This window comes from Variovorax pasteuri, assembly GCF_051216435.1.
Lineage (GTDB): Bacteria > Pseudomonadota > Gammaproteobacteria > Burkholderiales > Burkholderiaceae_C > Variovorax.
In genome coordinates, this window is sequence record NZ_JBPJZS010000004.1 from 273,950 (window position 1) to 295,312 (window position 21,363).

Annotated in this window: 15 protein-coding genes; 11 read left to right on the forward strand and 4 right to left on the reverse strand. The window is 69.0% G+C overall.

Annotated elements, in window-relative coordinates:
- Window positions 1-9: 9 nt before the first annotated feature.
- The 4 genes from ACSFBM_RS17630 to ACSFBM_RS17645 are packed head-to-tail and all read right to left on the reverse strand — an operon-like array spanning window position 10 to window position 6,154.
- Complete coding sequence (locus ACSFBM_RS17630) at window positions 10-1,062, reverse strand: TRAP transporter substrate-binding protein (RefSeq protein WP_435485489.1); 1,053 nt, start codon at window positions 1,060-1,062, stop codon at window positions 10-12.
- A 37-nt stretch (window positions 1,063-1,099) separates the two neighbouring features.
- On the reverse strand, window positions 1,100-2,341 hold the full coding sequence (locus tag ACSFBM_RS17635; RefSeq protein WP_435485490.1) for an alpha-hydroxy acid oxidase: 1,242 nt from the start codon (window positions 2,339-2,341) through the stop codon (window positions 1,100-1,102).
- A 16-nt stretch (window positions 2,342-2,357) separates the two neighbouring features.
- Entirely contained in the window at window positions 2,358-3,983 is a 1,626-nt protein-coding gene (locus ACSFBM_RS17640; protein WP_435485491.1) for an indolepyruvate oxidoreductase subunit beta family protein, read from the reverse strand.
- Window positions 3,984-3,994: 11 nt separating this feature from the next.
- On the reverse strand, window positions 3,995-6,154 hold the full coding sequence (locus ACSFBM_RS17645) for a thiamine pyrophosphate-dependent enzyme (protein ID WP_435485492.1): 2,160 nt from the start codon (window positions 6,152-6,154) through the stop codon (window positions 3,995-3,997).
- 97 nt (window positions 6,155-6,251) lie between these two features.
- Here ACSFBM_RS17645 and ACSFBM_RS17650 point away from each other — a divergent pair, with 97 nt between their 5' ends.
- The 11 genes from ACSFBM_RS17650 (at window position 6,252) to ACSFBM_RS17700 (ending at window position 21,268) form a co-directional block, all read left to right on the forward strand.
- On the forward strand, window positions 6,252-7,172 hold the full coding sequence (locus ACSFBM_RS17650; RefSeq protein ID WP_435439510.1) for a LysR family transcriptional regulator: 921 nt from the start codon (window positions 6,252-6,254) through the stop codon (window positions 7,170-7,172).
- A gap of 55 nt (window positions 7,173-7,227) precedes the next feature.
- A complete protein-coding gene (locus tag ACSFBM_RS17655) occupies window positions 7,228-8,481 on the forward strand; it encodes an NRAMP family divalent metal transporter (RefSeq protein WP_435485493.1) in 1,254 nt (417 codons plus the stop codon).
- A 180-nt stretch (window positions 8,482-8,661) separates the two neighbouring features.
- On the forward strand, window positions 8,662-9,441 hold the full coding sequence (locus tag ACSFBM_RS17660; RefSeq protein WP_435485494.1) for a TSUP family transporter: 780 nt from the start codon (window positions 8,662-8,664) through the stop codon (window positions 9,439-9,441).
- A gap of 178 nt (window positions 9,442-9,619) precedes the next feature.
- Window positions 9,620-11,275: a xanthine dehydrogenase small subunit gene (gene xdhA / locus ACSFBM_RS17665; RefSeq protein ID WP_435485495.1), complete on the forward strand. Its 1,656-nt coding sequence runs from the start codon at window positions 9,620-9,622 to the stop codon at window positions 11,273-11,275.
- 2 nt (window positions 11,276-11,277) lie between these two features.
- Window positions 11,278-13,737 (forward strand): xanthine dehydrogenase molybdopterin binding subunit, encoded by a 2,460-nt coding sequence (gene xdhB / locus ACSFBM_RS17670; protein ID WP_435485496.1) that lies wholly within the window; start codon window positions 11,278-11,280, stop codon window positions 13,735-13,737.
- A gap of 103 nt (window positions 13,738-13,840) precedes the next feature.
- The gene (locus ACSFBM_RS17675; RefSeq protein WP_435485497.1) at window positions 13,841-14,833 is read left to right on the forward strand and encodes a LysR family transcriptional regulator; all 993 of its coding nucleotides are present in this window, start codon (window positions 13,841-13,843) and stop codon (window positions 14,831-14,833) included.
- A gap of 79 nt (window positions 14,834-14,912) precedes the next feature.
- On the forward strand, window positions 14,913-16,313 hold the full coding sequence (locus ACSFBM_RS17680; protein ID WP_435485498.1) for an NCS2 family permease: 1,401 nt from the start codon (window positions 14,913-14,915) through the stop codon (window positions 16,311-16,313).
- Window positions 16,314-16,457: 144 nt separating this feature from the next.
- The gene (locus ACSFBM_RS17685; protein WP_435439517.1) at window positions 16,458-17,984 is read left to right on the forward strand and encodes an ABC transporter ATP-binding protein; all 1,527 of its coding nucleotides are present in this window, start codon (window positions 16,458-16,460) and stop codon (window positions 17,982-17,984) included.
- Complete coding sequence (locus ACSFBM_RS17690; protein ID WP_435485499.1) at window positions 17,977-19,122, forward strand: ABC transporter permease; 1,146 nt, start codon at window positions 17,977-17,979, stop codon at window positions 19,120-19,122. The genes ACSFBM_RS17685 and ACSFBM_RS17690 overlap by 8 nt, the downstream gene beginning before the upstream one ends.
- A 1-nt stretch (window position 19,123) precedes the next feature.
- Window positions 19,124-20,044, forward strand: a complete 921-nt coding sequence (locus ACSFBM_RS17695) for an ABC transporter permease (RefSeq protein ID WP_435485500.1) — start codon at window positions 19,124-19,126, stop codon at window positions 20,042-20,044.
- A 51-nt stretch (window positions 20,045-20,095) separates the two neighbouring features.
- Complete coding sequence (locus tag ACSFBM_RS17700) at window positions 20,096-21,268, forward strand: BMP family ABC transporter substrate-binding protein (protein WP_435439520.1); 1,173 nt, start codon at window positions 20,096-20,098, stop codon at window positions 21,266-21,268.
- Window positions 21,269-21,363 lie beyond the last annotated feature (95 nt).

Here is a 21,363-nt window from a genome sequence, read left to right on the forward strand (position 1 = left end):
CGTGGGCGATCAGAGGGCGGACTTGTACTTGACGAGGCTGGCCTTCAGCGCGTCCATCACGGCCTTCGGGTCTTCGCCGACCTTCTTCACGCTGTCGGCCCACTGCGCTTCCGACGGTGCGGCCGCCTTGCGCCATGCGTCGAGCTGTTCCGGTGTGAGCTTGTAGATCTCGTGGCCCGACAGCGCGGCCATCTTGGCGTGCCCCGCGAACTCGAAGTCGGCCCACGGCCCGGCCACCTTCTGCGCCCATTCGCTGGTGCAGTGGTCGTCGATGACCTTCTTCTGCGCGACGGACATGGCGTCGTACTTGCCCTTGTTCATCGCCCACACGAAGGGCGTGACGTACAGCGGCGCGTCCATGTGGTACTTCACCACCTTGTCGATGCCGAACAGGCCGATGGAGCCCCACGGGAAGGTGATGGCGTCGGCCACGCCGCGCTCCAGCATGTCGCGCGACTCGGGCGCCGAGGCCTGCACGTTGGTGCCGCCCAGCGAGGTGATGAGCTGGCCCACGGTGCTGGTGGCCGGGCGCACCTTCATGCCCTTGATGTCGGTGGGCACGGTGATCTTCTTGCGCGCGTGGAAGGTGCCGGGGTCGTGCACGAACGCGAAGCAGTACTTCACGTCCTTCATTTCCTTGGCCGCGTAGTTGCGGTACCAGGCGTCGATGGCGGCCGAGCCTTCCTTGCCGTTGGCGAACAAGAAGGGCAGCGAGGCGCCCGCCATGATCGGGAAGCGGCCCGGCTGGTAGCCCGGGTTGATGTAGGCGAAGTCGGCGATGCCGTCGCGCGCCATGTCGTAGTGGTCGAAGGCCTTGCCGAGCTGCTCCGACGGGAACAGGATGGCGGTGATCGTCCCGCCCGATTCCTTCTTGATGTCGTCGGCCCACGCCTGCAGCGCGGGGTTGAGCGGGTGCTGCGCGGGCACCCAGCTCGACAGCTTGAGCTGCACGGGCTTGTCCTGCGCCTGCGCGGCGGGCATGCCGAGCGACAGCGCGGTGCTGGCCGCGATCAGGGCCAGGGCGGGGAACCGGGTACGGCGAGGGTGGTGGGCGGTTTTCATGGTCTCCTTCGTTATGTGTTTGAACTGGTTGCGCAATCTAGGCAGTCGCGTGCTTCGGGTATATGGAGGGTTTCCCGTGCGTGTTTTCCTTGAGGCCGGCTGCAGCAGCGGCTTGTTCGGAAGGCGAACGTGATTCGGGCCGGTCGACGTGGCGGCCGCCAAGTTCGTCGACGTGCGCTGCGCCCAGCAAGGTCATCGTGCGTTCGGTCTCCTGCGCCAGCAGTTGCAGCACCGAGAGCACGCCTTGCCGGCCGTCGCAGGCCAGGCCGTAGACCGGTGCGCGGCCCACCAGCGCGGCGCGCGCGCCGAGCGCCAGGGCCTTCACGACGTCGCTGCCGCGCCGGATGCCGCCGTCCATCAGCACCGGAATGCGGCCGTCGACCGCATCGACGATGCGCGGCAGCGCGGCGATGCTGGCCGGTGCCGCATCGAGCTGCCGGCCGCCGTGGTTGGAGACCACGATGCCGTCCGCGCCATGGCGCAGGGCGCGCTTCGCGTCTTCCGCGCCCAGCAGGCCCTTGAACAGCAACGGCCCGTCCCACAGCCTGCGCAGCCAGCCCAGGCTGTCCCAGGTCAGCGTGCGGTCCATGGTGCGCGAGAGCAGGGCGGCCTGGGTCTGCGCGGAGACGGGCGCACCGTCTTCGTCGGGCAGCAGGTTCGCGAACTGCGGCATGCCGCCGCGGGCCAGTCGCAGCAACCAGGCGGGATGCCGCGCCATGTCGAGCACGGTGCCCGGCGTGAGCCGCATCGGCACGCGAAAACCATGGCGCAGGTCGCGCTCGCGCAGGCCGCTGACCGGCACGTCCACCGTGAGCACCAGCGCCTCGAAGCCGGCGGCACGCGCGCGCCGCACGATGCGCTCGGCAATGGCGCGCTCGCCCATCACGTACAGCTGCATCCACAGCGTGGCGTCGGGTGCGGCGGTGCGCACGTCCTCGATGCGGGTGTTCGACGCGGTCGAGAGAATGAAAGGCACCCGCGCGGCTTGCGCGGCGCTGGCCAGCAGGGCGTCGGCACCCGGGCGCACCAGGCCCGCCAGCCCGATGGGCGCGACGGCGAAGGGCGCGTTCCAGCGGCGCCCGAAGAGTTCGATGCCGATGTCCATCGCGCTGGTGTCGCGCAGGCATTCCGGCACCAGCGGCAGGGCCTCCAGCGCGTCGCGGTTGCGCCGCAGGCAGCGCTCGTCCTCCGCACCGCCGTCGACGTAGTCGAACACCAGGCGCGGCAGCACCTGCCGCGCGCGGCGCCGGTAGTCCTCGACGTTGAGCAGTGGCGTCATCGCGGGGCGCTCCGTGTCAGGCGCCGCCGGTGGGCTTGCGCTTCATCCAGCGGATGGGCTGGGCCTTGACGGGGCGGGCGGGCGCGCCGTGTTCGACCAGCGCGGCGTCGAGCGCGCGGCCGGCATCGTCGGCGAGCGCGGCGGTGCGCGCCGCGGCCACGGCCTGCGCGCGCTCGGCGGGCGCCACGCCGGGCCGGGCGGCGAGGTGGTCGGTCATGTGCAGCAGGTTCTCCTTGCCGCGCTCGTTGGTGCTGCCGTAGCCCTTGATGAGCCGGCCGCACAGTGCCAGCTCATGCCCCAGCGCCCAGGCATCGCGGGTGCCCGCTTCCACGGCCGCGAGCCAGCGTTCGATCAGCGCCTGCTCCTCGGCGAAGCGGCTGCCGCGCCGGCGCAGCCAGCGCAGCGAGGCCAGCATGCGCAGCGACGCCATGCCGATCACCGAATGGCTGCCCACTTTCAGCGGCAGCGCCCACGGCGCCAGGCCGCGCGCCTGGCGGCCGCGGTCCCACGCCGTCACGCGGCGCGAGAGGCCTGGCGGCAGCAGCGCGGCGAACTCGGCGGCGCCGGGCTTGAAGTGGTCGTAGACCTTCACGATGTCTTCGTCGCCCGCGCGCACTTCCTGCCGCACGCGCTGTGCGCGGCTCGCACGGCCCTTGAGGGCGGCCACGCGCACGATGTCGTCGAAGGCCATCCACAGCGCGAGCCAGCGTGCGGCCTCGCGGGTGATGGCAAAGCCCTGCGCGCCGGCCGGGTCGGCGGCGCGCTCGGCGTCGAGCACGCGGCCCAGCCGCTCGGCGTAGAGCGCGGCGTAGGCGGCGTCCTGGTAGTCGAGCACGCGCGCATGGCCCAGCGTGAGCATGTCGTGCACGGCGGGCGGAAAGCGCCGCGCCAGCTCGGCGGGCAGGGCGCTCGCCGGCGGCGGCGCGTCGTTCGTGTCGCCGGCCAGCACGCTGCTGACGAAGGCGGCCTGCGCACGCGGCGCGCTCACCGCGTCGAAGGCGGCCGCAAAGCCGCGCAGGCTGGCCGCGGCCATCCTGCTCAGCTTTTCGGGCGCGTTGGTGTCGCCGCCGCGCACCACGTGCTCGTAGGCCTCGCGCGGGAACGGAAACAACCCGCTGCCCGCGACGGCGCCCAGCATTACCGCGCTGACCACCGTGCCGGCGTCGCGCGCCATCGCATTCATGTCGAACACATGGTGCTCGCGGCTGAAGGCCTTCACCACGTCGAGCAGGCGCTGCGCGTCGGCGCGGCCGTCGCCGGGCTCCATGCGTTCGGCCGTCGTGAAGATGCGCGCCGACGAGCTGATGACCAGCGTGCGCAGCGGCGCGCTCATGCCGTTGCCGACCTGGCGCGCGGTTTCCAGCAGTTCCGACGACACGATCGCGTCGAGCGTGCCGGGCACCGGGCTCAGGCTGAACACGGGGCGCTTGCCGCCGAGTTGCGCGAGCGGCACCGGAAACACCTCGATGTAGTACGTGGTGGCGCCGGTGCGCTGCGCCACGCCGGGAATGGAGGTGCTCTGCGCCGCGTAGCCGGCATGCCGCGCGATGTCGACCAGCCATTCGGTGAGCACGCCGCCGCCTTCGCCACCGAGGGCGCAGACGAGCAGGGTGATGGGTCGGTTCTGGCGGTTCTGTTCCATGTCGTCGCCCCTCAAGCCGGTTGCAACGCACGCACGACCGCACCGCGCAGACCGTGCAGCAGACGCTCGTGCCACTTCGGGTTCTGCACCACCTCGGCCCGGTAGAAGCTGGGGCACAGCGTGGCCGCATGCGCGTTCTCGCCGCACAGGCCGCAACCCACGCAGCCGTCGATCACGGTCGCCACCGGGTCCACCTTCAGCGGATCGGGGTTGTCCTTGAGCGTGAGCGTGGGGCAGCCCGACAGGCGGATGCAGGCGTGGTCGCCGTTGCACACGTCCTCGTCCACGCCGTACTTCACGCGCACCACGCGCTCGCCCTTTTTCAGGAGCCCGGCAATCCAGGGCTTGATGCGGCGCTGCCGCTCCAGCTGGCATTCGCCTTCCGCAATCACCACCTTCAGGCCGTTGAAGTCGCTGGTGAGCGCCTCGGTCAGCGTCTTGCGCATGCGCTCCACGTCGTAGGTGGTCACGGTGCGCAGCCATTTCACGCCCAGGCCTTTCAGGGTGTCCTCGATGGTCTGGTTCTTGTCGACCAGGCTCTGCTGCTTGTCGACGGCACGTTCCTTCGTTTCGTCGTCGGGCGTGGAGATGATGTCCTGCGTGCCGGTGGCCGAGGTGTAGCCGTTCTTGAAGATCAGCAGCACCGCGTCGTCGCCGTTGAAGAGGGCGCTCTGCACGCCGGTGAGCAGCCCGTTGTGCCAGAAGCCGCCGTCGCCCATGATCGACAGCGTGCGCCGGTTCATCATGGGCGCCACGCCCGCGCGGCTCGCCAGGCTCATGCCGTAGCCGAGGATCGAGTGACCCATCGAGAAGGGTTCGAAGGTGCCGAAGGCATGGCAGCCGATGTCGGCCGCGATGTGCACGGGGCCCGTTTCCTGCTGCGCCAGCTTCAGCGCCGAGAACACGGGCCGCTCCGGGCAGCCGATGCAAAAGCTCGGCGGCCGGTTGGGCAGCGGCGCGCTCAGCTGGCGGGCCACCGCCTCGCGGCGCTCGCGGTTGCCGGCCAGCCAGGCCTGGGCGGAGGCCGACGCATCGCTGGCCACGATGTACTTCGCGGCAAAGGCGCCGATGCCGCCCGACAGCACCTCCACGCCGTACTCGCCCGCCGCCGGCAGCAGGTCCTTGCCGTGCAGCGGCGTCTGGATGTCGCGCCGGCGCAGCAGGGTGGCGATGTCCTGCTCGATGTACTCGGGCTGGCCTTCCTCCACCACCAGCACCGCGCGCTTGCCCACGCAGAAGTCGGCGACCTGCTCGGGCACCAGGGGGTAGGTGGCGTTGAGCACGAGGATGGCGATGTCGGTGTCGCCGAAGGTGTCCGCCAGGCCTTGCTGCTGCAGGCTGCGGACCAGTGCGTTGTACAGGCCGCCCTGCACCACGATGCCCAGTTCCGGGTGGCGTCTGCCCGGCATCAGTTCGTTCAGCCCGTTCTCCACGATGTAGCGCCGCGCCGCCGGAATGCGCTCGTCGCCCTTGAGCTTCTCGTGGCGGAAGGTGACCGGCGGGTGCGCCAGGCGCATGTAGTCGAAGCCGGCCGGCTCCGTCATCGGTGCGCGGGTCGACACCGCGGGCGCGATGTTGTCCTTGCATTCGAAGCTGCCGCGCACATGGCAGGTGCGGATGCGCAGCTCCATCAGGCAGGGCATGTTGGAGGCTTCCGACAGGCGAAACCCTTCCTCGACCATGCGCACCATCACGCCCAGGTCGGGCCGCGGGTCGAGCAGGCACATGCTCGACTTGAGCGCATAGGCATGTGTGCGCTCCTGGATCACGCTGGCGCCTTCGCCGTAGTCCTCGCCCACCACCACCAGCACGCCGCCTGTGACGCCGGGCGACGACAGGTTCGACAGCGCATCGGCCGCCACGTTGGTGCCGACGATGGACTTCCAGGTGACCGCGCCGCGCAGCGGGTAGTGGATGGACGCGCCGAGCATCGCCGCGGCCGAGGCCTCGTTGGCGCAGGCTTCCACGTGCACGCCCAACTCGTCCATGTAGGCCTTGCCCTGGACCATGACGTCCAGCAGGTGCGACACCGGCGCACCCTGGTAGCCGCCGACGTAGGCCACGCCCGACTGCAGCAGGCCCTTGGTGATCGCGAGGATGCCCTCGCCGTGGAAGGTGTCGCCGGCGCCCAGGCGCAGCATTTCCACTTCCTTGCTGAATGAAACTTCCATCGTGTCTCGTTGTTGTTGGGCTCCAGGGAGGGAGCGGGGACAGGGGAGTGTGGTCACGCACGCGCCATACTTCAATAAAATAATCCGGCTATCCAATATGAAATCTGTGCATATCGATGCGGTCGACCTCAACCTGCTGCGGCTGTTCGATGCGGTCTATCGCACCCGCAACGTGAGCCGCGCGGCCGAGGCGCTCGGCCTTACGCAGCCGGCGGCCAGCCACGGGCTCACGCGACTGCGCCTGCTGCTGGGCGATGCGCTGTTCACCCGCGGCCCCGGCGGCGTGGCGCCCACGCCGCGCGCCGAGCGGCTGGCAGTGCCGGTGCAGTCTGCGCTGGCCACGCTGCAGCAGGCGCTGAGCGAGCCCGAGCGCTTCGACCCGGCGGCCTCGCGCAAGCTGTTTCGCATCCACATGAGCGACATCGGCGAGGGGCGCTTCCTGCCGGCGCTGATGGCGCGGCTGCGCGAGCTGGCGCCGGGCGTGCGCGTGGAGACCATGCCGCTGGCCACGGGCGACATCGCCGCTGCGCTGGACAGCGGCAAGGTCGACTTCGCCTTCGGCTTCCTGCCCCGCGTGAAGGACACCCAGCGCACCCAGCTGCTGCGCGACCGCTACATCGTGCTGCTGCGCCGCGACCACCCCTTCGTGAAGCGCCGACGCAGCGGGCAGGCGCTGCTCGAGGCGCTGCAGGAGCTCGACTACGTGGCCGTGCGCACGCACGCCGACACCCTTCGCATCCTGCAGTTGCTGAACCTGGAAGACCGGCTGCGCCTGACGACCGAGCATTTCATGGTGCTGCCGGCCATCGTTCGCGCCACCGACCTGGCGGTGGTGATGCCGCGCAACATCGCGCGCGGCTTTGCCGAGGACGGCCACTACGCCATCGTGGAGCCGCCGTTCCCGCTGCGCGACTTCACGGTGTCGCTGCACTGGAGCAAGCGCTTCGAGGCCGACCCGGGCAACCGGTGGCTGCGGCAGGTCATTGAGGCTTTGTTCTCGGACAAGGCAAAGGCATGAATCGGCGCGCGGTTCATGTGCAGGTCAGGCTGGTCATGCAACCATCGGGGCGAACATGAAAAAACGCATTCCCTCCTTCCTGCGCCACGTCGGCCCTGGCGTGGTCACCGGCGCGGCCGACGACGACCCGTCGGGCATCGCGACCTACACCCAGGCCGGGGCGCAGTTCGGCACCGGGCTGCTGTGGACGGTGTTCCTGTCGCTGCCTTTCATGGTGGCCATCCAGCTGGTGTCGGCGCGCATCGGCCGCGTCACGGGCAAGGGCGTGGCGGCCAACCTGCGCGAGCACATGCCGCGCAGCTTCCTGATCGTGCTGGTGGCGCTGCTGGTGGTGGCCAACACCATCAACATCGCGGCGGACATCGCGGCCATGGGCGAAGCGCTGCAACTGGTGGTGGGCGGCGGGGCGCACTTTCATTCGCTGGTGTTCGGCGTGGTCACGGTGCTGCTGCAGGTGTTCGTGCCCTACCGCAGGCTGGCCCACATCCTCAAGTGGCTCACGCTCACGCTCTTTGCCTACGTGGCGGCGGTGTTCGCGGTGCAGGTCGAGTGGGCGCATGTGCTGCACGACCTGGTGGTGCCCAGGCTGCAGTGGAACGGGGACTACTGGATGATGATCGTGGCGCTGCTGGGCACCACCATCTCGCCCTACCTGTTCTTCTGGCAGGCCTCGCAAGAGGTGGAAGAGCTTCGCCTGAAGGGCGGGCAGCGCGGCACCGACGTGGAGGTGCGGCGCGACCTGAAGCGCGTGCGGCTGGACACCTGGGTGGGCATGACCTTCTCCAACCTCATCGCCTTCTTCGTGATGGTGGTGGGGGCCTCGGTGCTGTTTTCGGCCGGGGTGCATGACGTGACCTCCGCCGCGCAGGCGGCCGAGGCGCTGCGCCCGCTGGCCGGCGACTTCGCGTTCTGGCTGTTCGCCGGCGGCATCATCGCCACCGGCCTGCTGGCGGTGCCGGTGCTGGCGTCTTCGGCGGCCTACGCGGTGGCCGAGGCCTTCGGCTGGGAAGAAGGGCTGGAGCGGCACTGGCGCGAGGCCAAGGAGTTCTACGGAATCATCGCCGTGGCCACGCTGGTGGGCACCGCGCTGGACTTCACGCCCATCGATCCCATGAAGGCGCTCTACTGGAGCGCGGTCATCAACGGCGTGGTGGCCGTGCCGATCATGGCGGCCATGATGATTTTGGTCACGCGCGAGAAGGTGATGGGCGTGTTCACCTCGGGCCGCCGCACCCGCTGGCTCGGCTGGGGCGGCACCGCGCTGATGGGCTTCGCGGCGCTGATGATGGGGTGGGACCTGGTGCGCTGAGCCCCCCGGCAGCCACGCGGTATCCACGCGGTAGCCACGAGGTATTCTTGGGCGGCCGGCGCGCCGCGCCTTTTCGCTCTTCCGATCCCCCCGCATGTTCGTTTCGCACCCGTTTTCTCGTCTCTTTCCGGCCTTGCGCCGCCGTCCCGCGTTCTCCACCTCCCTCTGACGACGTTTCCGGTGCAAGCGATCCTTTCCCAGGCCGGCCCCGTGGCGGTCTTCATGGCCTGCGTGGCGCTGGCCACCTACGCGCAGAACCTGACCGGTTTTGCCTTCAGTCTCATCCTGCTCGGGCTGGTGTCGGTGTTCGGCGTCGCCAGCGTCAGCGACACCGCCAACGCCGCGACGGTGCTCAGCCTTGTCAATGCCTGGACCTATTTCCGCGCCCGGCCCGGCGTGGTGCCCTGGCAGCTGATGAAGCCGGCGCTCAACGGCAGCACCGTGGGCGTGATCGTCGGCCTGGTGCTGCTCACCTGGCTCAGCGGCGGCGCGGTGGAATGGCTGCGGGGCTTGCTGGGCGTGTCGATCCTGGCCTGCGCGGCGCTGCTGGTGCTGCAGGGGCGGCCATTGGCCGCGGTGTCGGGCCCCGCGAGCTTCGCCGTCATCGGCGGGTTGTCGGGCGTGCTGGGCGGGTTGTTCTCCAGCTCGGGGCCGCCCATCGTCTTTCACATGTACCGCCAGCCGCTGGAGCGCGAACTCGTGCGCCGCGCGCTGCTGCTGATGTTCGGGTTCAACTCGCTGGTGCGGCTCGTGATCGTGGTGCCGACGGGGCATTTCTCGGCGCATTCGGCGCTGCTCGCCGCGTGCGCGATGCCGGTCGTCTACGGCGCGACCCGGCTGCACCACCGGCTGCCGAACAAGTTGCGCCCGCACACGCTGAAGTGGCTGGTCGGCGGGTTGCTGGCAGCCGCGGGCACGACGCTGATCGCCACCGCCTGGGTTGCCATCGCGCACGCCTGACCTCCGCGCCTGCCGCAGGGCTTGGCCCGGGAATTGCAGCACCGCCCAAGGGTTTTTCCGTACGTGGCATACCGGCCCCCACATACGCTGTATGGGCGACCCCGTATGCACGACGCCGAACAAGCCGCTAACGTCCATGACTGACCCACGACGGGTCGCCCACGAGCCCCAAAAAAGCATGAGCACCGAGAGCAGCAGCCCCTCCCTTCCGCCGGTCCAGCCGATCCGCTTCTTCCATCGCGGAAAGATCGTCGACGTGTCCGGCGTCCACCCGACCCGTTCCGTGCTCGACTGGCTGCGCGACGACGCCCGCTGCACCGGCACCAAGGAAGGCTGCAACGAGGGCGACTGCGGCGCCTGCACCGTCGTCATCGGCGAGCTGGCCACCGACCCCGGCGCGCCGGGCGTGGTCGGCGGGCTGAACCTGCAGACGGTCAACGCCTGCATCCAGTTTCTTCCCACGCTGCACGGCAAGGCACTGTTCACGGTCGAAGACCTCAAGGGCCAGTTCAAGGCCAGCGCCGCCGGCAAGACCGACAAGGCCACCGAGAACGCCGCAGACAAGAAGCACCACGCCGTCCACACGCTGCACCCGGTGCAACAGGCCATGGTCGACTGCCACGGTTCGCAATGCGGCTTCTGCACCCCCGGTTTCGTGATGTCGCTGTGGTCCACCTACGAGCACCACCAGGCCGAAGGCACCCAGCCCACGCGCCAGCAGCTGGCCGACGACCTGTCGGGCAACCTGTGCCGCTGCACCGGCTACCGGCCCATCCTGGACGCCGGCCAGCGCATGTTCGACCTGCCTTCGGTGCGCCTGGACACGAAGCCCGTGGTCGCCGCGCTCGCCGCCCTGCAGAACGACGGCCTGGACTATGCCGCTCCCCTGGGCGCCCGCATCGACCACTTCCACGCCCCCAGGACCCTGGCCCAGCTCGCCGCGCTGCGCGAGCGCAAGCCCCGCGCCCAGCTGCTGGCCGGCTCCACCGACGTGGGCCTGTGGGTCAACAAGCAGTTCCGCGACCTGGGCGACATCATCTACGTGGGCGACGTGGCCGAAATGAAGACCATCGAAGACCGCGAGAACGATGCGGGCGGGGAGCTCTACATCGGGGCCGGCGCCTCGCTCGAATCGGCCTTCGCCACGCTGGTGGCGCGCGTGCCCAGCCTGGCCGACGTGTGGCTGCGCTTCGCCTCGCCGCCCATCCGCCATGCCGGCACCATGGGCGGCAACGTGGCCAACGGCTCGCCCATCGGCGATTCGCCGCCGGTGCTGATGTCGCTCGACGCGCAGATCGAACTGCGCCGCGGCGACGCGGTGCGCCGCATGCCGCTGAGCGAGTTCTACCTGGACTACATGAAGAACCAGCTGCAGCCGGGCGAGTTCGTCCAGGGGCTGGCGGTGCCGCATGCGGCACTGAAGCGCCAGGTACGCGCCTACAAGATCAGCAAGCGCTTCGACTGCGACATCTCGGCGCTGTGCGCGGGCTTCGCCATCGAGTTCGAAGCCGGCGGTGACACGGTCAAGGCCGTGCGGCTGGCCTTCGGCGGCATGGCCGCCACCGTGCGGCGCGCGGCCAACGCCGAGGCCGCCATCCTCGGCAAGCCCTGGACGCAGGCCAGCGTGGCCACCGCCAAGCTGGCGCTGGCACAGGACTTCAAGCCGCTGTCGGACATGCGCGCCTCGGCCGACTACCGGCTGCTGGTGGCGCAGAACCTCATCCAGCGCCTGTGGCTGGAAACCCGCGCCGACGACGCCCTGTCGCTGGAAGAAACCAGCGTCTGGAGCGTGATGCCCCATGCCCCGGCCAAAGCGGCTGCCGAAGGAGTCTGACCATGAACAAACCCATCGACGCCCGCCTGCTGCAGCCCGCCGAGGCCTTTGCCGACTACCTGACCAACACCGCCGCGCGCATCGACGTGGGCGCCGAGGCGCTGGCGCACGATCGCGGCATGCGCGTGGGCATCAGCCGCCCGCATGAATCGGCGCACCTGCACGTGGCCGGCGAGGCCACCTACATCGACGACATTCCCGAGCTGGCCGGCACGCTGCACTGCGCGCTGGGGCTGTCGCCGGCCGCCGCCGGCCGCGTCACGGCCCTGTCGCTGGACGCCATCCGCGCCATGCCGGGCGTGGTCGCGGTGCTCACGGCCGACGACATTCCGGGCACCAACGACTGCGGCTCGATCATTCACGACGACCCGATCCTGCTGCCCGTGAACGACGGCGGCCAGATCCGCTACCTCGGCCAGCCGGTGTTCGCCGTGATCGCCGAGACGCGCGACGCCGCCCGCCGCGCCGCCGCGAAGGCGAAGGACGCGCTGACCATCGAGGCGCAGCCGCCCGTCATCACGCCGCAGGACGCCCATGCGCGCGGCCAGTACGTGGTGCCGCCGATGCACATCGTGCGCAGCGGCGGCGCCGCCAACGAGGGTGACGAGGCGGCCGTGCGCGCCGCCATCGCCCAGGCGCCGCACCGCCACACCGCCACGCTGGACGTGGGCGGGCAGGAGCAGTTCTACCTGGAGGGCCAGATCAGCTACGCCATTCCCAAGGAAGGCGGCGCGCTGCACATCCACTGCTCCACGCAGCACCCGAGCGAAATGCAGCACCTGGTGGCGCATGCGCTGCACCTGCAGTCGAACGAGGTGCATGTGGAATGCAGGCGCATGGGCGGCGGCTTCGGCGGCAAGGAGTCGCAGTCGGCCATCTTCGCCTGCGTGGCGGCCGTGGCGGCGCGCCAGCTGCAGCGCCCGGTGAAGCTGCGGCTGGACCGGGACGACGACTTCATGATCACCGGCCGGCGCCACTGCTTCTGGTACGAATACGACGTGGGCTACGACGACGAGGGCCGCATCCTCGGCGCGGAGATCACCATGGTCTCGCGCGCCGGCCACTCGGCCGACCTGTCGGGACCGGTGATGACCCGCGCGCTGTGCCACTTCGACAACGCCTACTGGCTGCCCAACGTGGCCATGCACGGCTTCTCGGGCAAGACCAACACGCAGAGCAACACCGCGTTTCGCGGCTTCGGCGGTCCGCAGGGCGCCATCGCCATCGAGAACATCATGGACTCGGTGGCGCGCGAATTGAAGCGCGACCCGCTCGACGTGCGGCGCGTCAACTTCTACGGCAAGACGCAGAACAACGTCACGCCGTACCGCCAGACCGTGACCGACAACATCGTCCACGAACTCGTGGCCGAACTCGAAGCATCGAGCGACTACCGCGTGCGGCGCGAAGACATCGCGGCCTTCAACAGGAAGAGCGCCGTGCTCAAGCGCGGCCTGGCGCTGGCGCCGCTGAAGTTCGGCATCTCGTTCAATGTGAAGCACTTCAACCAGGCCGGCGCGCTGGTGCACGTGTACACCGACGGCTCTATCCTCGTGAACCACGGCGGCACCGAGATGGGCCAGGGCCTCAACACCAAGGTGGCGCAGGTGGTGGCGCACGAACTGGGCGTGAGCTTCGAGCGCGTGCGCGTCACCGCCACCGACACCACCAAGGTGGCCAACACCTCGGCCACCGCCGCATCGACCGGCGCCGACCTGAACGGTAAGGCCGCGCAGGACGCCGCCCGCCAGATCCGCGAGCGCCTGGCCGACTGCGCCGCCGAACGCCACGGCGGCACGGCGAGCGAGGTGCGCTTCGCGAACGACAAGGTCGAGGTCAACGGCCGCACGCTGGCCTTCAGCACCGTGGTGGGCGAGGCCTACCTGGACCGCAAGCAGCTGTGGTCCGACGGCTTCTACGCCACGCCGGGCCTGAGCTGGGACAAGGACAAGATGCAGGGCCGGCCGTTCTACTACTACGCCTACGGCGCGGCGGTGAGCGAGGTGATCGTGGACACGCTCACCGGCGAATGGAAGCTGCTGCGCGCCGACATCCTGCACGACGCGGGCAAGTCGCTGAACCCTGCCGTGGACATCGGCCAGGTGGAAGGCGCCTTCATCCAGGGCATGGGCTGGCTCACCACCGAAGAGCTGGTGTGGCACCCGCAAAGCGGCAAGCTCACCACGCACGCGCCCAGCACCTACAAGATTCCGACGGCCAACGACTGCCCGCCGGTGTTCAACGTGCGCCTGTTCGAGGGCCAGAACTTCGAGGACTCCATCCACCGCAGCAAGGCCGTGGGCGAGCCGCCGCTCTTGCTGCCGTTCTCGGTGTTCTTCGCGATCCGCGACGCGGTGTCCGCGGCCGGCGACCACAAGGTCGATCCGCCGCTGAAGGCGCCGGCCACGAGCGAGTCGATCCTGCGCGCCATCACGGCGGTGCAGGGCGCAACGGCCGAATGACAACGGGCCGTGCTCGCACGGTCCGAGCTTCCTTTTCACACCCGGTCTTGCCCAATGTCGCGCTGTATAACTGTTCGCACAGACAAGAAAGGTGTGAACAGCCATGAGAGACCAAGCGCTTTTCGACAAGATCGACCTGCATCTGATCCGCGTGTTGCACACCGTGCTGACCGACCGCAGCGTCTCGCGCGCCGCCATTCGCCTGGGGATGTACCAGCCGGCGGTGTCGGCCGCGCTCAAGCGGCTGCGCGAGCTGTCGGGCGACCCGCTGCTGGTGCGCTCTGGCTCGGGCATGGTGCCCACCGACGCGGGGCTGCGCATGGTCGAGCCAGCCGCGAGCATTCTTCGCGCGGCCGAGATGCTGTTCTCCGACGCACGCGGGTTCGATCCGCAGTCGGCGGCCACCACCTTCCGCATTGCCGCCAGCGACTACATGGACCCGCTGTTCCTGCCCATGCTGGTGGCGCAGGTCAAGCGCGACGCGCCGCTGTGCCAGATCGAGATCCACGCGCTCTCGCCCGACTCCGACTACCACGGGCACCTGGCGCTCGGCCAGGTCGACCTGGTGATCGGCAACTGGCTCAAGCCGCCGGAAGACCTGCACATGGCGCGGCTCTTCGGCGACGAGGTGGTGTCGCTGGTCAACAAGGACCATCCGGCGGTGCGCCGCGGCTGGGACCTGGAGACCTGGCTGGCGGCCGAGCACATCGCGCCCACGCCCATGCACCCGGGCGGGCGCGGCATCATCGACCAGATGCTCGACGAGCTGGGGCGGCAGCGCAACATCACGGCGCGCTGCGCGCACTTCGGCCTCATTCCGGACATGGTGGCCTCCAGCCTGCTGGTGCTGACCACCGGGCGCCAGTACTGCGAGCGCTTTGCCGCGCGGCTGCCGCTGAAGATCCTCGACTGCCCGGTGGCGCTGCCGCGCCTCATGTACTACCAGCTCTGGCACGAACGCACCCATTCGTCGAGCTCCGCGCGCTGGCTGCGCGAATGCATCAAGGACGTGGCGGCGTCGCTGCGTCCGCCGGTGTCGGCGCTGCCCGTGGCACCCGGCCGCCCGCCTGCCGATCCTGAGACTTCCGATCCCTGAGAGATCCCCGCTTGCGCCGGCGTCGTGAGCGGGGGCAACGATGAAGCAACCGCCACTACAACAGCTGGAGACAAGCGAAATGAGTACGTTGGAACAGGCGCCCAAAGGCGCCGAGCCCCGCATCCCGGGGCATGTCGAGTCCGCACGTCCGCGTGCGGCTGTGGGCGGCGCAAGCGGCTCGGGCCTGCTGGAGCGCGTGTTCAAGCTCAGCGAGCACAACACCACCGTGCGCATCGAGCTGGTGGCGGGCCTGACCACCTTTCTCACGATGGCCTACATCATCTTCGTGAACCCGAGCATCCTCGGCGACGCGGGCATGCCCAAGGGCGCAGTGTTCGTGGCCACCTGCATCATCGCGGCGCTGGGCACGCTGATCATGGGGCTGTACGCCAACTACCCGATCGCCATGGCGCCGGGCATGGGGCTGAACGCCTACTTCTCCTACGTGGTGGTGCTGGGCATGGGCTACACATGGCAGGTGGCGCTGGGCGCGGTGTTCATCTCAGGCTGCCTGTTCCTGGTGGTGACCGTGACGGGGCTGCGCAAGCTGATCATCGACGGCATACCGCATTCGCTGCGAACGGCGATCACCGTGGGCATCGGCATGTTCCTGGCGCTGGTGGCGCTCAAGAGCGCGGGCGTGGTGGCGGCCTCGCCGGCCACCTTCGTCACGCTGGGCGACCTGCACACGCCGCCGGTCATCCTGGCCACGCTGGGCTTCTTCGTCATCGTCGTCCTCGACCGGCTCAAGGTGCGCGGCGCCATCCTCATCGGCATCCTGGCGGTGACGGTGCTGTCGTTCTTCGTGGCCGACAACAAGTTCCATGGCGTGTTCGCGGCGCCGCCGTCGGTGGCGCCCACCTTCATGCAGCTGGACGTGATGGGCGCGCTCAAGGGCGGCATCCTGAACGTGGTGCTGGTGTTCTTCCTGGTCGAGATGTTCGACGCCACCGGCACGCTGATGGGCGTGGCCAAGCGCGCGGGCCTGCTGGTGCCCGGCAAGATGGAGCGCATGAACAAGGCGCTGCTGGCCGACAGCGGCGCGATCTTCGCGGGCTCGCTGCTCGGCACCTCGAGCACCACGGCCTATGTGGAGAGCGCGGCCGGCGTGCAGGCGGGCGGGCGCACCGGCCTCACGGCGGTGGTGGTGGCGCTGCTGTTCCTGGCCTGCCTGATGATCTCGCCGCTGGCGGGCTCGGTGCCGGCCTATGCCACGGCACCGGCGCTGTTCTTCGTGGGCTGCCTGATGCTGCGCGACCTGGTCGAGCTCGACTGGGACGACACCACCGAGGTGATTCCGGCCGCGCTCACCGCGCTGGCCATGCCGTTCACCTACTCGATTGCCACGGGGCTGGCCTTCGGTTTCATCTCGTACGCGGTGCTCAAGCTGTTCACCGGACGGGCACGGGAAGTGCATGTGTCGGTGTGGATCATCGCGGCGGTGTTCCTGTTCAAGTTCGCCTACGTCGGCGCCCACTGAGGCGCTTGTCACCGTGGCCGCCCCTGGGGCCACGGCCGGGGAAAACCGGGAAAGCCGGGGTGAGCGGGCGACGGTCACGCTATTAAACTTATAGCTGTACACCGCCTTGTCGATGTTGAACGAGACAACCCACGAAGAACCGGCATGACAACCCCCAGACTCCAGCTCGCGCACATCACCAAGCGGTATCCCGCGGTGGTGGCCAACAGCGACATCTCCCTGGCCGTGCAGCCCGGCGAAATCCACGCCGTGCTCGGCGAGAACGGGGCCGGCAAGTCGACCCTGATGAAGATCATCTACGGGTCGGTCAAGCCCGACGAAGGCACCGTCACGTTCGACGGGCAGGCCGTCAACCTGCGCAACCCGCAGCAGGCGAGGGCGCTGGGCATCAGCATGGTGTTCCAGCACTTCAGCCTGTTCGACACGCTCACCGTGGCCGAGAACGTGTGGCTGGGCCTGGACAAGTCGCTGCAGCTGGCCGAGGTGGCGCGCAGCATCACCGCCAAGGCCAGCGAGTACGGCCTGGACATCGACCCGGCGCGCCCGGTGCACACGCTGTCGGTGGGCGAGATGCAGCGCGTGGAGATCATTCGCGCGCTGCTCACCAACCCCAAGCTGCTGATCCTGGACGAACCGACCTCGGTGCTGACGCCCCAGGCCGTAGTCAAGCTGTTCAACGTGCTGAAGAAGCTGTCGTCCGAGGGCTGCAGCATTCTCTACATCAGCCACAAGCTGCACGAGATCCAGGAGCTGTGCAGCGCCTGCACCGTGCTGCGCGGCGGCAAGGTCACAGGCGTGTGCAACCCGCAGAACGAAAGCACCCAGTCGCTGTCGCGGCTGATGATCGGCAGCGAACCGCCGCCGCTGCAGCACCGGCCGGTGCACGCGGGTGCGGTGGCCCTGCGCGTGAAGGCACTCACGCTGGCGCGCGAAGACCAGTTCGGCGTGGACCTCGACGGCATTTCGTTCGACGTGCGCGCGGGCGAAATCGTCGGCATTGCCGGTGTCTCGGGCAACGGCCAGCGGGAGCTGCTGTACACGCTGTCGGGCGAGGACGTGCGCGCCGAGGCGTCGATGGTCCAGGTGTTCGACAAGCCGGCCGGCCGGCTGCGCCCGCGCTCGCGTCGCGCGCTGGGCCTGCACTTCGTGCCCGAGGAGCGGCTGGGCCGGGGGGCCGTGCCCACGCTGGGGCTCGCGCACAACCTGCTGCTCACGCGCAGCGACGCGGTGGGCCGGGGCGGGTGGATCCGCACCGGCGCGCTGGAGCGCCAGGCCCGGGGCATCATCGAGCGCTTCAAGGTGAAGGCGGGCGGACCCCGCGCAGCGGCGCGTTCGCTCTCGGGCGGCAACCTGCAGAAATTCATCGTCGGCCGCGAGATCGACGCCAACCCCAAGCTCTTCATCGTCTCGCAGCCGACCTGGGGCGTGGACGTGGGCGCCGCGGCGCTCATCCATGCCGAAATCCTGGCGCTGCGCGACGCCGGCTGCGCCGTGCTGGTCATCAGCGAGGAGCTCGACGAGCTGTTCAACATCTGCGACCGCCTGCACGTGATCGCCAAGGGCCGGCTGTCGCCGTCCATCGACCGCGCCGCGGCCACATTGCCGCAGATCGGCGAATGGATGAGCGGCCTGTGGGACACCACCGCCGCCAAGGAAGCTGCCCATGTTTAAGCTCGAACCCCGCCCGGAGCTCTCGCGCTTCTGGAGCTATGCCTCGCCGATCCTGGCGCTGCTGATCACCGTGCTCATCGGCGTGGCGCTGTTCGCCGCGCTCGGCAAGGACCCGGTGAAGGGCCTGCTGGTGTTCTTCTACGAGCCCATCAAGAACGGCTATGCCATCGGCGAGCTGATGGTCAAGGCCACGCCGCTGCTCATCATCGCGCTGGGGCTGGCCGTGTGCTTTCGCTCGAACGTGTGGAACATCGGCGCCGAAGGGCAGTTCGTGTTCGGCGCCATCGCAGCGGGCGGCGTGGCGTTGCTCGCCGACAAGACCACGGGGCAGTGGATCGTGGTGGTCATCCTGCTGGCCGGCACGCTGGGCGGCATGGTGTGGGCGGGCATCGTGGCGTTCCTGCGCGACAAGTGCAACGCCAACGAAATCCTGGTGAGCCTGATGCTGGTCTACGTGGCCACGCTGCTGCTGGGCTACATGGTCTTCGGGCCGTGGAAAGACCCGAACGGCTACAACTTTCCGCAGTCCAAGACCTTCGAGGCGGTCACGCAGATTCCCCGGCTCTTCAAGGGCTCGCGCGTGACCATCGGGCTGGTGATCGCGCTCGTCGGCGCGGGCGCGCTGTGGGTGTTCCTGTTCCGCACGCGGGCGGGCTTCGCACAGCAGGTCGGCGGCCTTGCGCCGGCGGCCTCGCGCTATGCGGGTTTCTCGGCGCGGCGCGCGGTGTGGATCGCGCTGCTGACCTCGGGCGGCGCGGCCGGCCTGGCCGGTGCGCTCGAAGTGGCCGGCCCGCTGGGCCAGCTCACGCCGTACGTGCCCGCGGGCTACGGCTTCGCGGCCATCATCGTGGCCTTCGTGGGGCGGCTGCACCCGGTGGGCATGATCTTCTCGGCCATCCTGATGAGCATGTTCTACATCGGTGGCGAACTCGCGCAGTCGCGCCTGGGCCTGCCGAAGTCGCTCACCGGCGTGTTCCAGGGCCTGCTGCTGTTCACGCTGCTGGCCTGCGACACCTTCATTGCCTACCGCATCCGGCGCAAGGCCTCGGCCAAGGCCGCCACGCTGACGACAAGCTCGCTGCAGGCCAGCACACCGCTGACGGCGCCGATCGCAGGCGCCACCGAAGGGAGCCATTGACATGGACAGCTACGCACTTCTGCTGGGTTCCACGCTGAGCGCGGGCACCGTGCTCGCCATCGCGGCGCTGGGCCTGCTCATCAACGAAAAGGCCGGCATCGTCAACCTCGGCGCCGAGGGCCTGATGCTGTGCGCCGCCATCGCCGGTTTCGCCACGGTGGTCACCACGCACAACCCCTGGCTCGGCTTCCTCGCCGGCATGGCCGCGGGCGCCTTGCTGGCGGCCTTCTTCGGCGTGCTGGTGATCTGGCTCAACACCAACCAGTACGCCACCGGGCTCGCGCTGAGCCTGTTCGGCGTGGGTTTCTCGGCCTTTGCCGGCATCAACTTCGTACAGGCCAAGCTGCCGGAAAGCGTGTCGTACGCCATTCCCGTGCTGGGCGACATTCCGCTCCTCGGCCCCGCGCTGTTCCGCCACCACCCGATGGTGTACTTCGCGGTGGTGCTGACCTTTGCGCTGATCTGGTTCCTGTACCGCACGCGCGCCGGCCTCGTGCTGCGCTCGGTCGGTGAATCGCCCGAGTCGGCGCACGCGCTGGGCTACCCCGTGCGGCGCATCCGCTTCATGGCGGTGATCGCGGGCGGCGCGCTGTGCGGGCTGGCGGGCGCCTACCTGTCGACCGTGTACACGCCGCTGTGGGTCGAAGGCATGGTGGCTGGCCGCGGCTGGATCGCGCTGGCGCTCACCACCTTCGCCACCTGGCGCCCGATGCGCGTGCTGCTGGGCGCCTACCTGTTCGGCGGCGTGTCGATGCTGGGCTTTCACCTGCAGAGCAGCGGTGTCGACGTGCCGGCGCAGTTTCTCAGCATGCTGCAGTACATCGCGCCCATCGTGGTGCTGGCGCTGATCTCGCGAAACCCGACTTTCATTCGGGTCAACATGCCGGCTTCCATCGGGAAACCGTTCTACCCCGGCTCATAATCGCGTTTTTCGTTTTCCCGCCAACCCGTCCTTTTCTGAGGATTTCCGACAATGAATGATCTGAACAAGCGCTCCCTGCTCAAGCTGGCTGCCCTCACGGCGGTTGCTTCGGCCGCCCTGATCGGCTGCGGCAAGAAAGAAGAAGCGGCAGCACCGGCAGCGGCCCCCGCGCCTGCACCGGCACCCGCCGCAGCCGCGCCGGCACCGGCGGCGCCACTGAACATCGCGTTCGCCTACATCGGCCCGGTCGGCGACGGCGGCTGGACCTTCGCGCACGACAACGCCCGCAAGGCGCTCGAGAAGGAATTCGGCGACAAGATCAAGACCACCTTCGTCGAAAGCGTGCCCGAAGGCGCCGACGCCGAGCGCGTGTTCCGCGACATGGTCGGCCAGGGCAACAAGCTCATTTTCGGCACCACCTTCGGCTACATGGAACCCATGCTCAAGGTTGCGGCCGACAGCAAGGACGTGAAGTTCGAGCATGCCACCGGCTACAAGACCTCGGACAACATGCGCACCTACGACAGCCGCACGTACGAAGGCGCGTACATGGCCGGCGTCATCGCCGGGGCCATGACCAAGAGCAACACGCTGGGCGTGGTCGGCTCGGTGCCGATTCCCGAAGTGCTGCGCAACATCAACAGCTTCACGCTGGGCGCGCAGTCGGTCAACCCGAAGATCACGACCAAGGTCGTGTGGGTGAACGAGTGGTTCAGCCCGCCCAAGGAAACCGAAGCCGCCACCGCCCTCATCAACGGCGGCGCCGACGTGCTGTTCCAGAACACCGACTCGCCAGCCGTGCTCAAGACCGCGCAGGAAAAAGGCAAGCGCGCCTTCGGCTGGGATTCGGACATGACCGCCTACGGTCCCAAGGCCCACCTGGCCTCGGCCACCATCAACTGGGCTCCGTACTACATCAAGGCCACCCAGGAAGCCCTGGACGGCAAGTGGACCACCGGCCAGGCGTGGTGGGGCGTGAAGGAAGGCGCCATCGACCTCGTGTCGATCGCCGACGACGTGCCGGCCGAAACCAAGGCCAAGGTCGAGGAAGTGAAGAAGGGCCTGAAGGACGGCAGCTTCGTGATCTGGAAGGGCCCGATCCTGGGCCAGGACGGCAAGGAAGTGGTCGCCAAGGACGCCGTGGCCGACGACAAGTTCCTGTCGGGTGTGAACTTCTACGTCAAGGGCGTCGAAGGCAAGGTGCCGGGCGGCGACAAGAAGTAAGGCTCGCCCCCCGGACCATCGAGGCCGCCGCAAGGCGGCCTTTTTCATTGGCGAACGGGCGCCGATGACCCGTGTCGTCACGGGGCAAGCCTGGC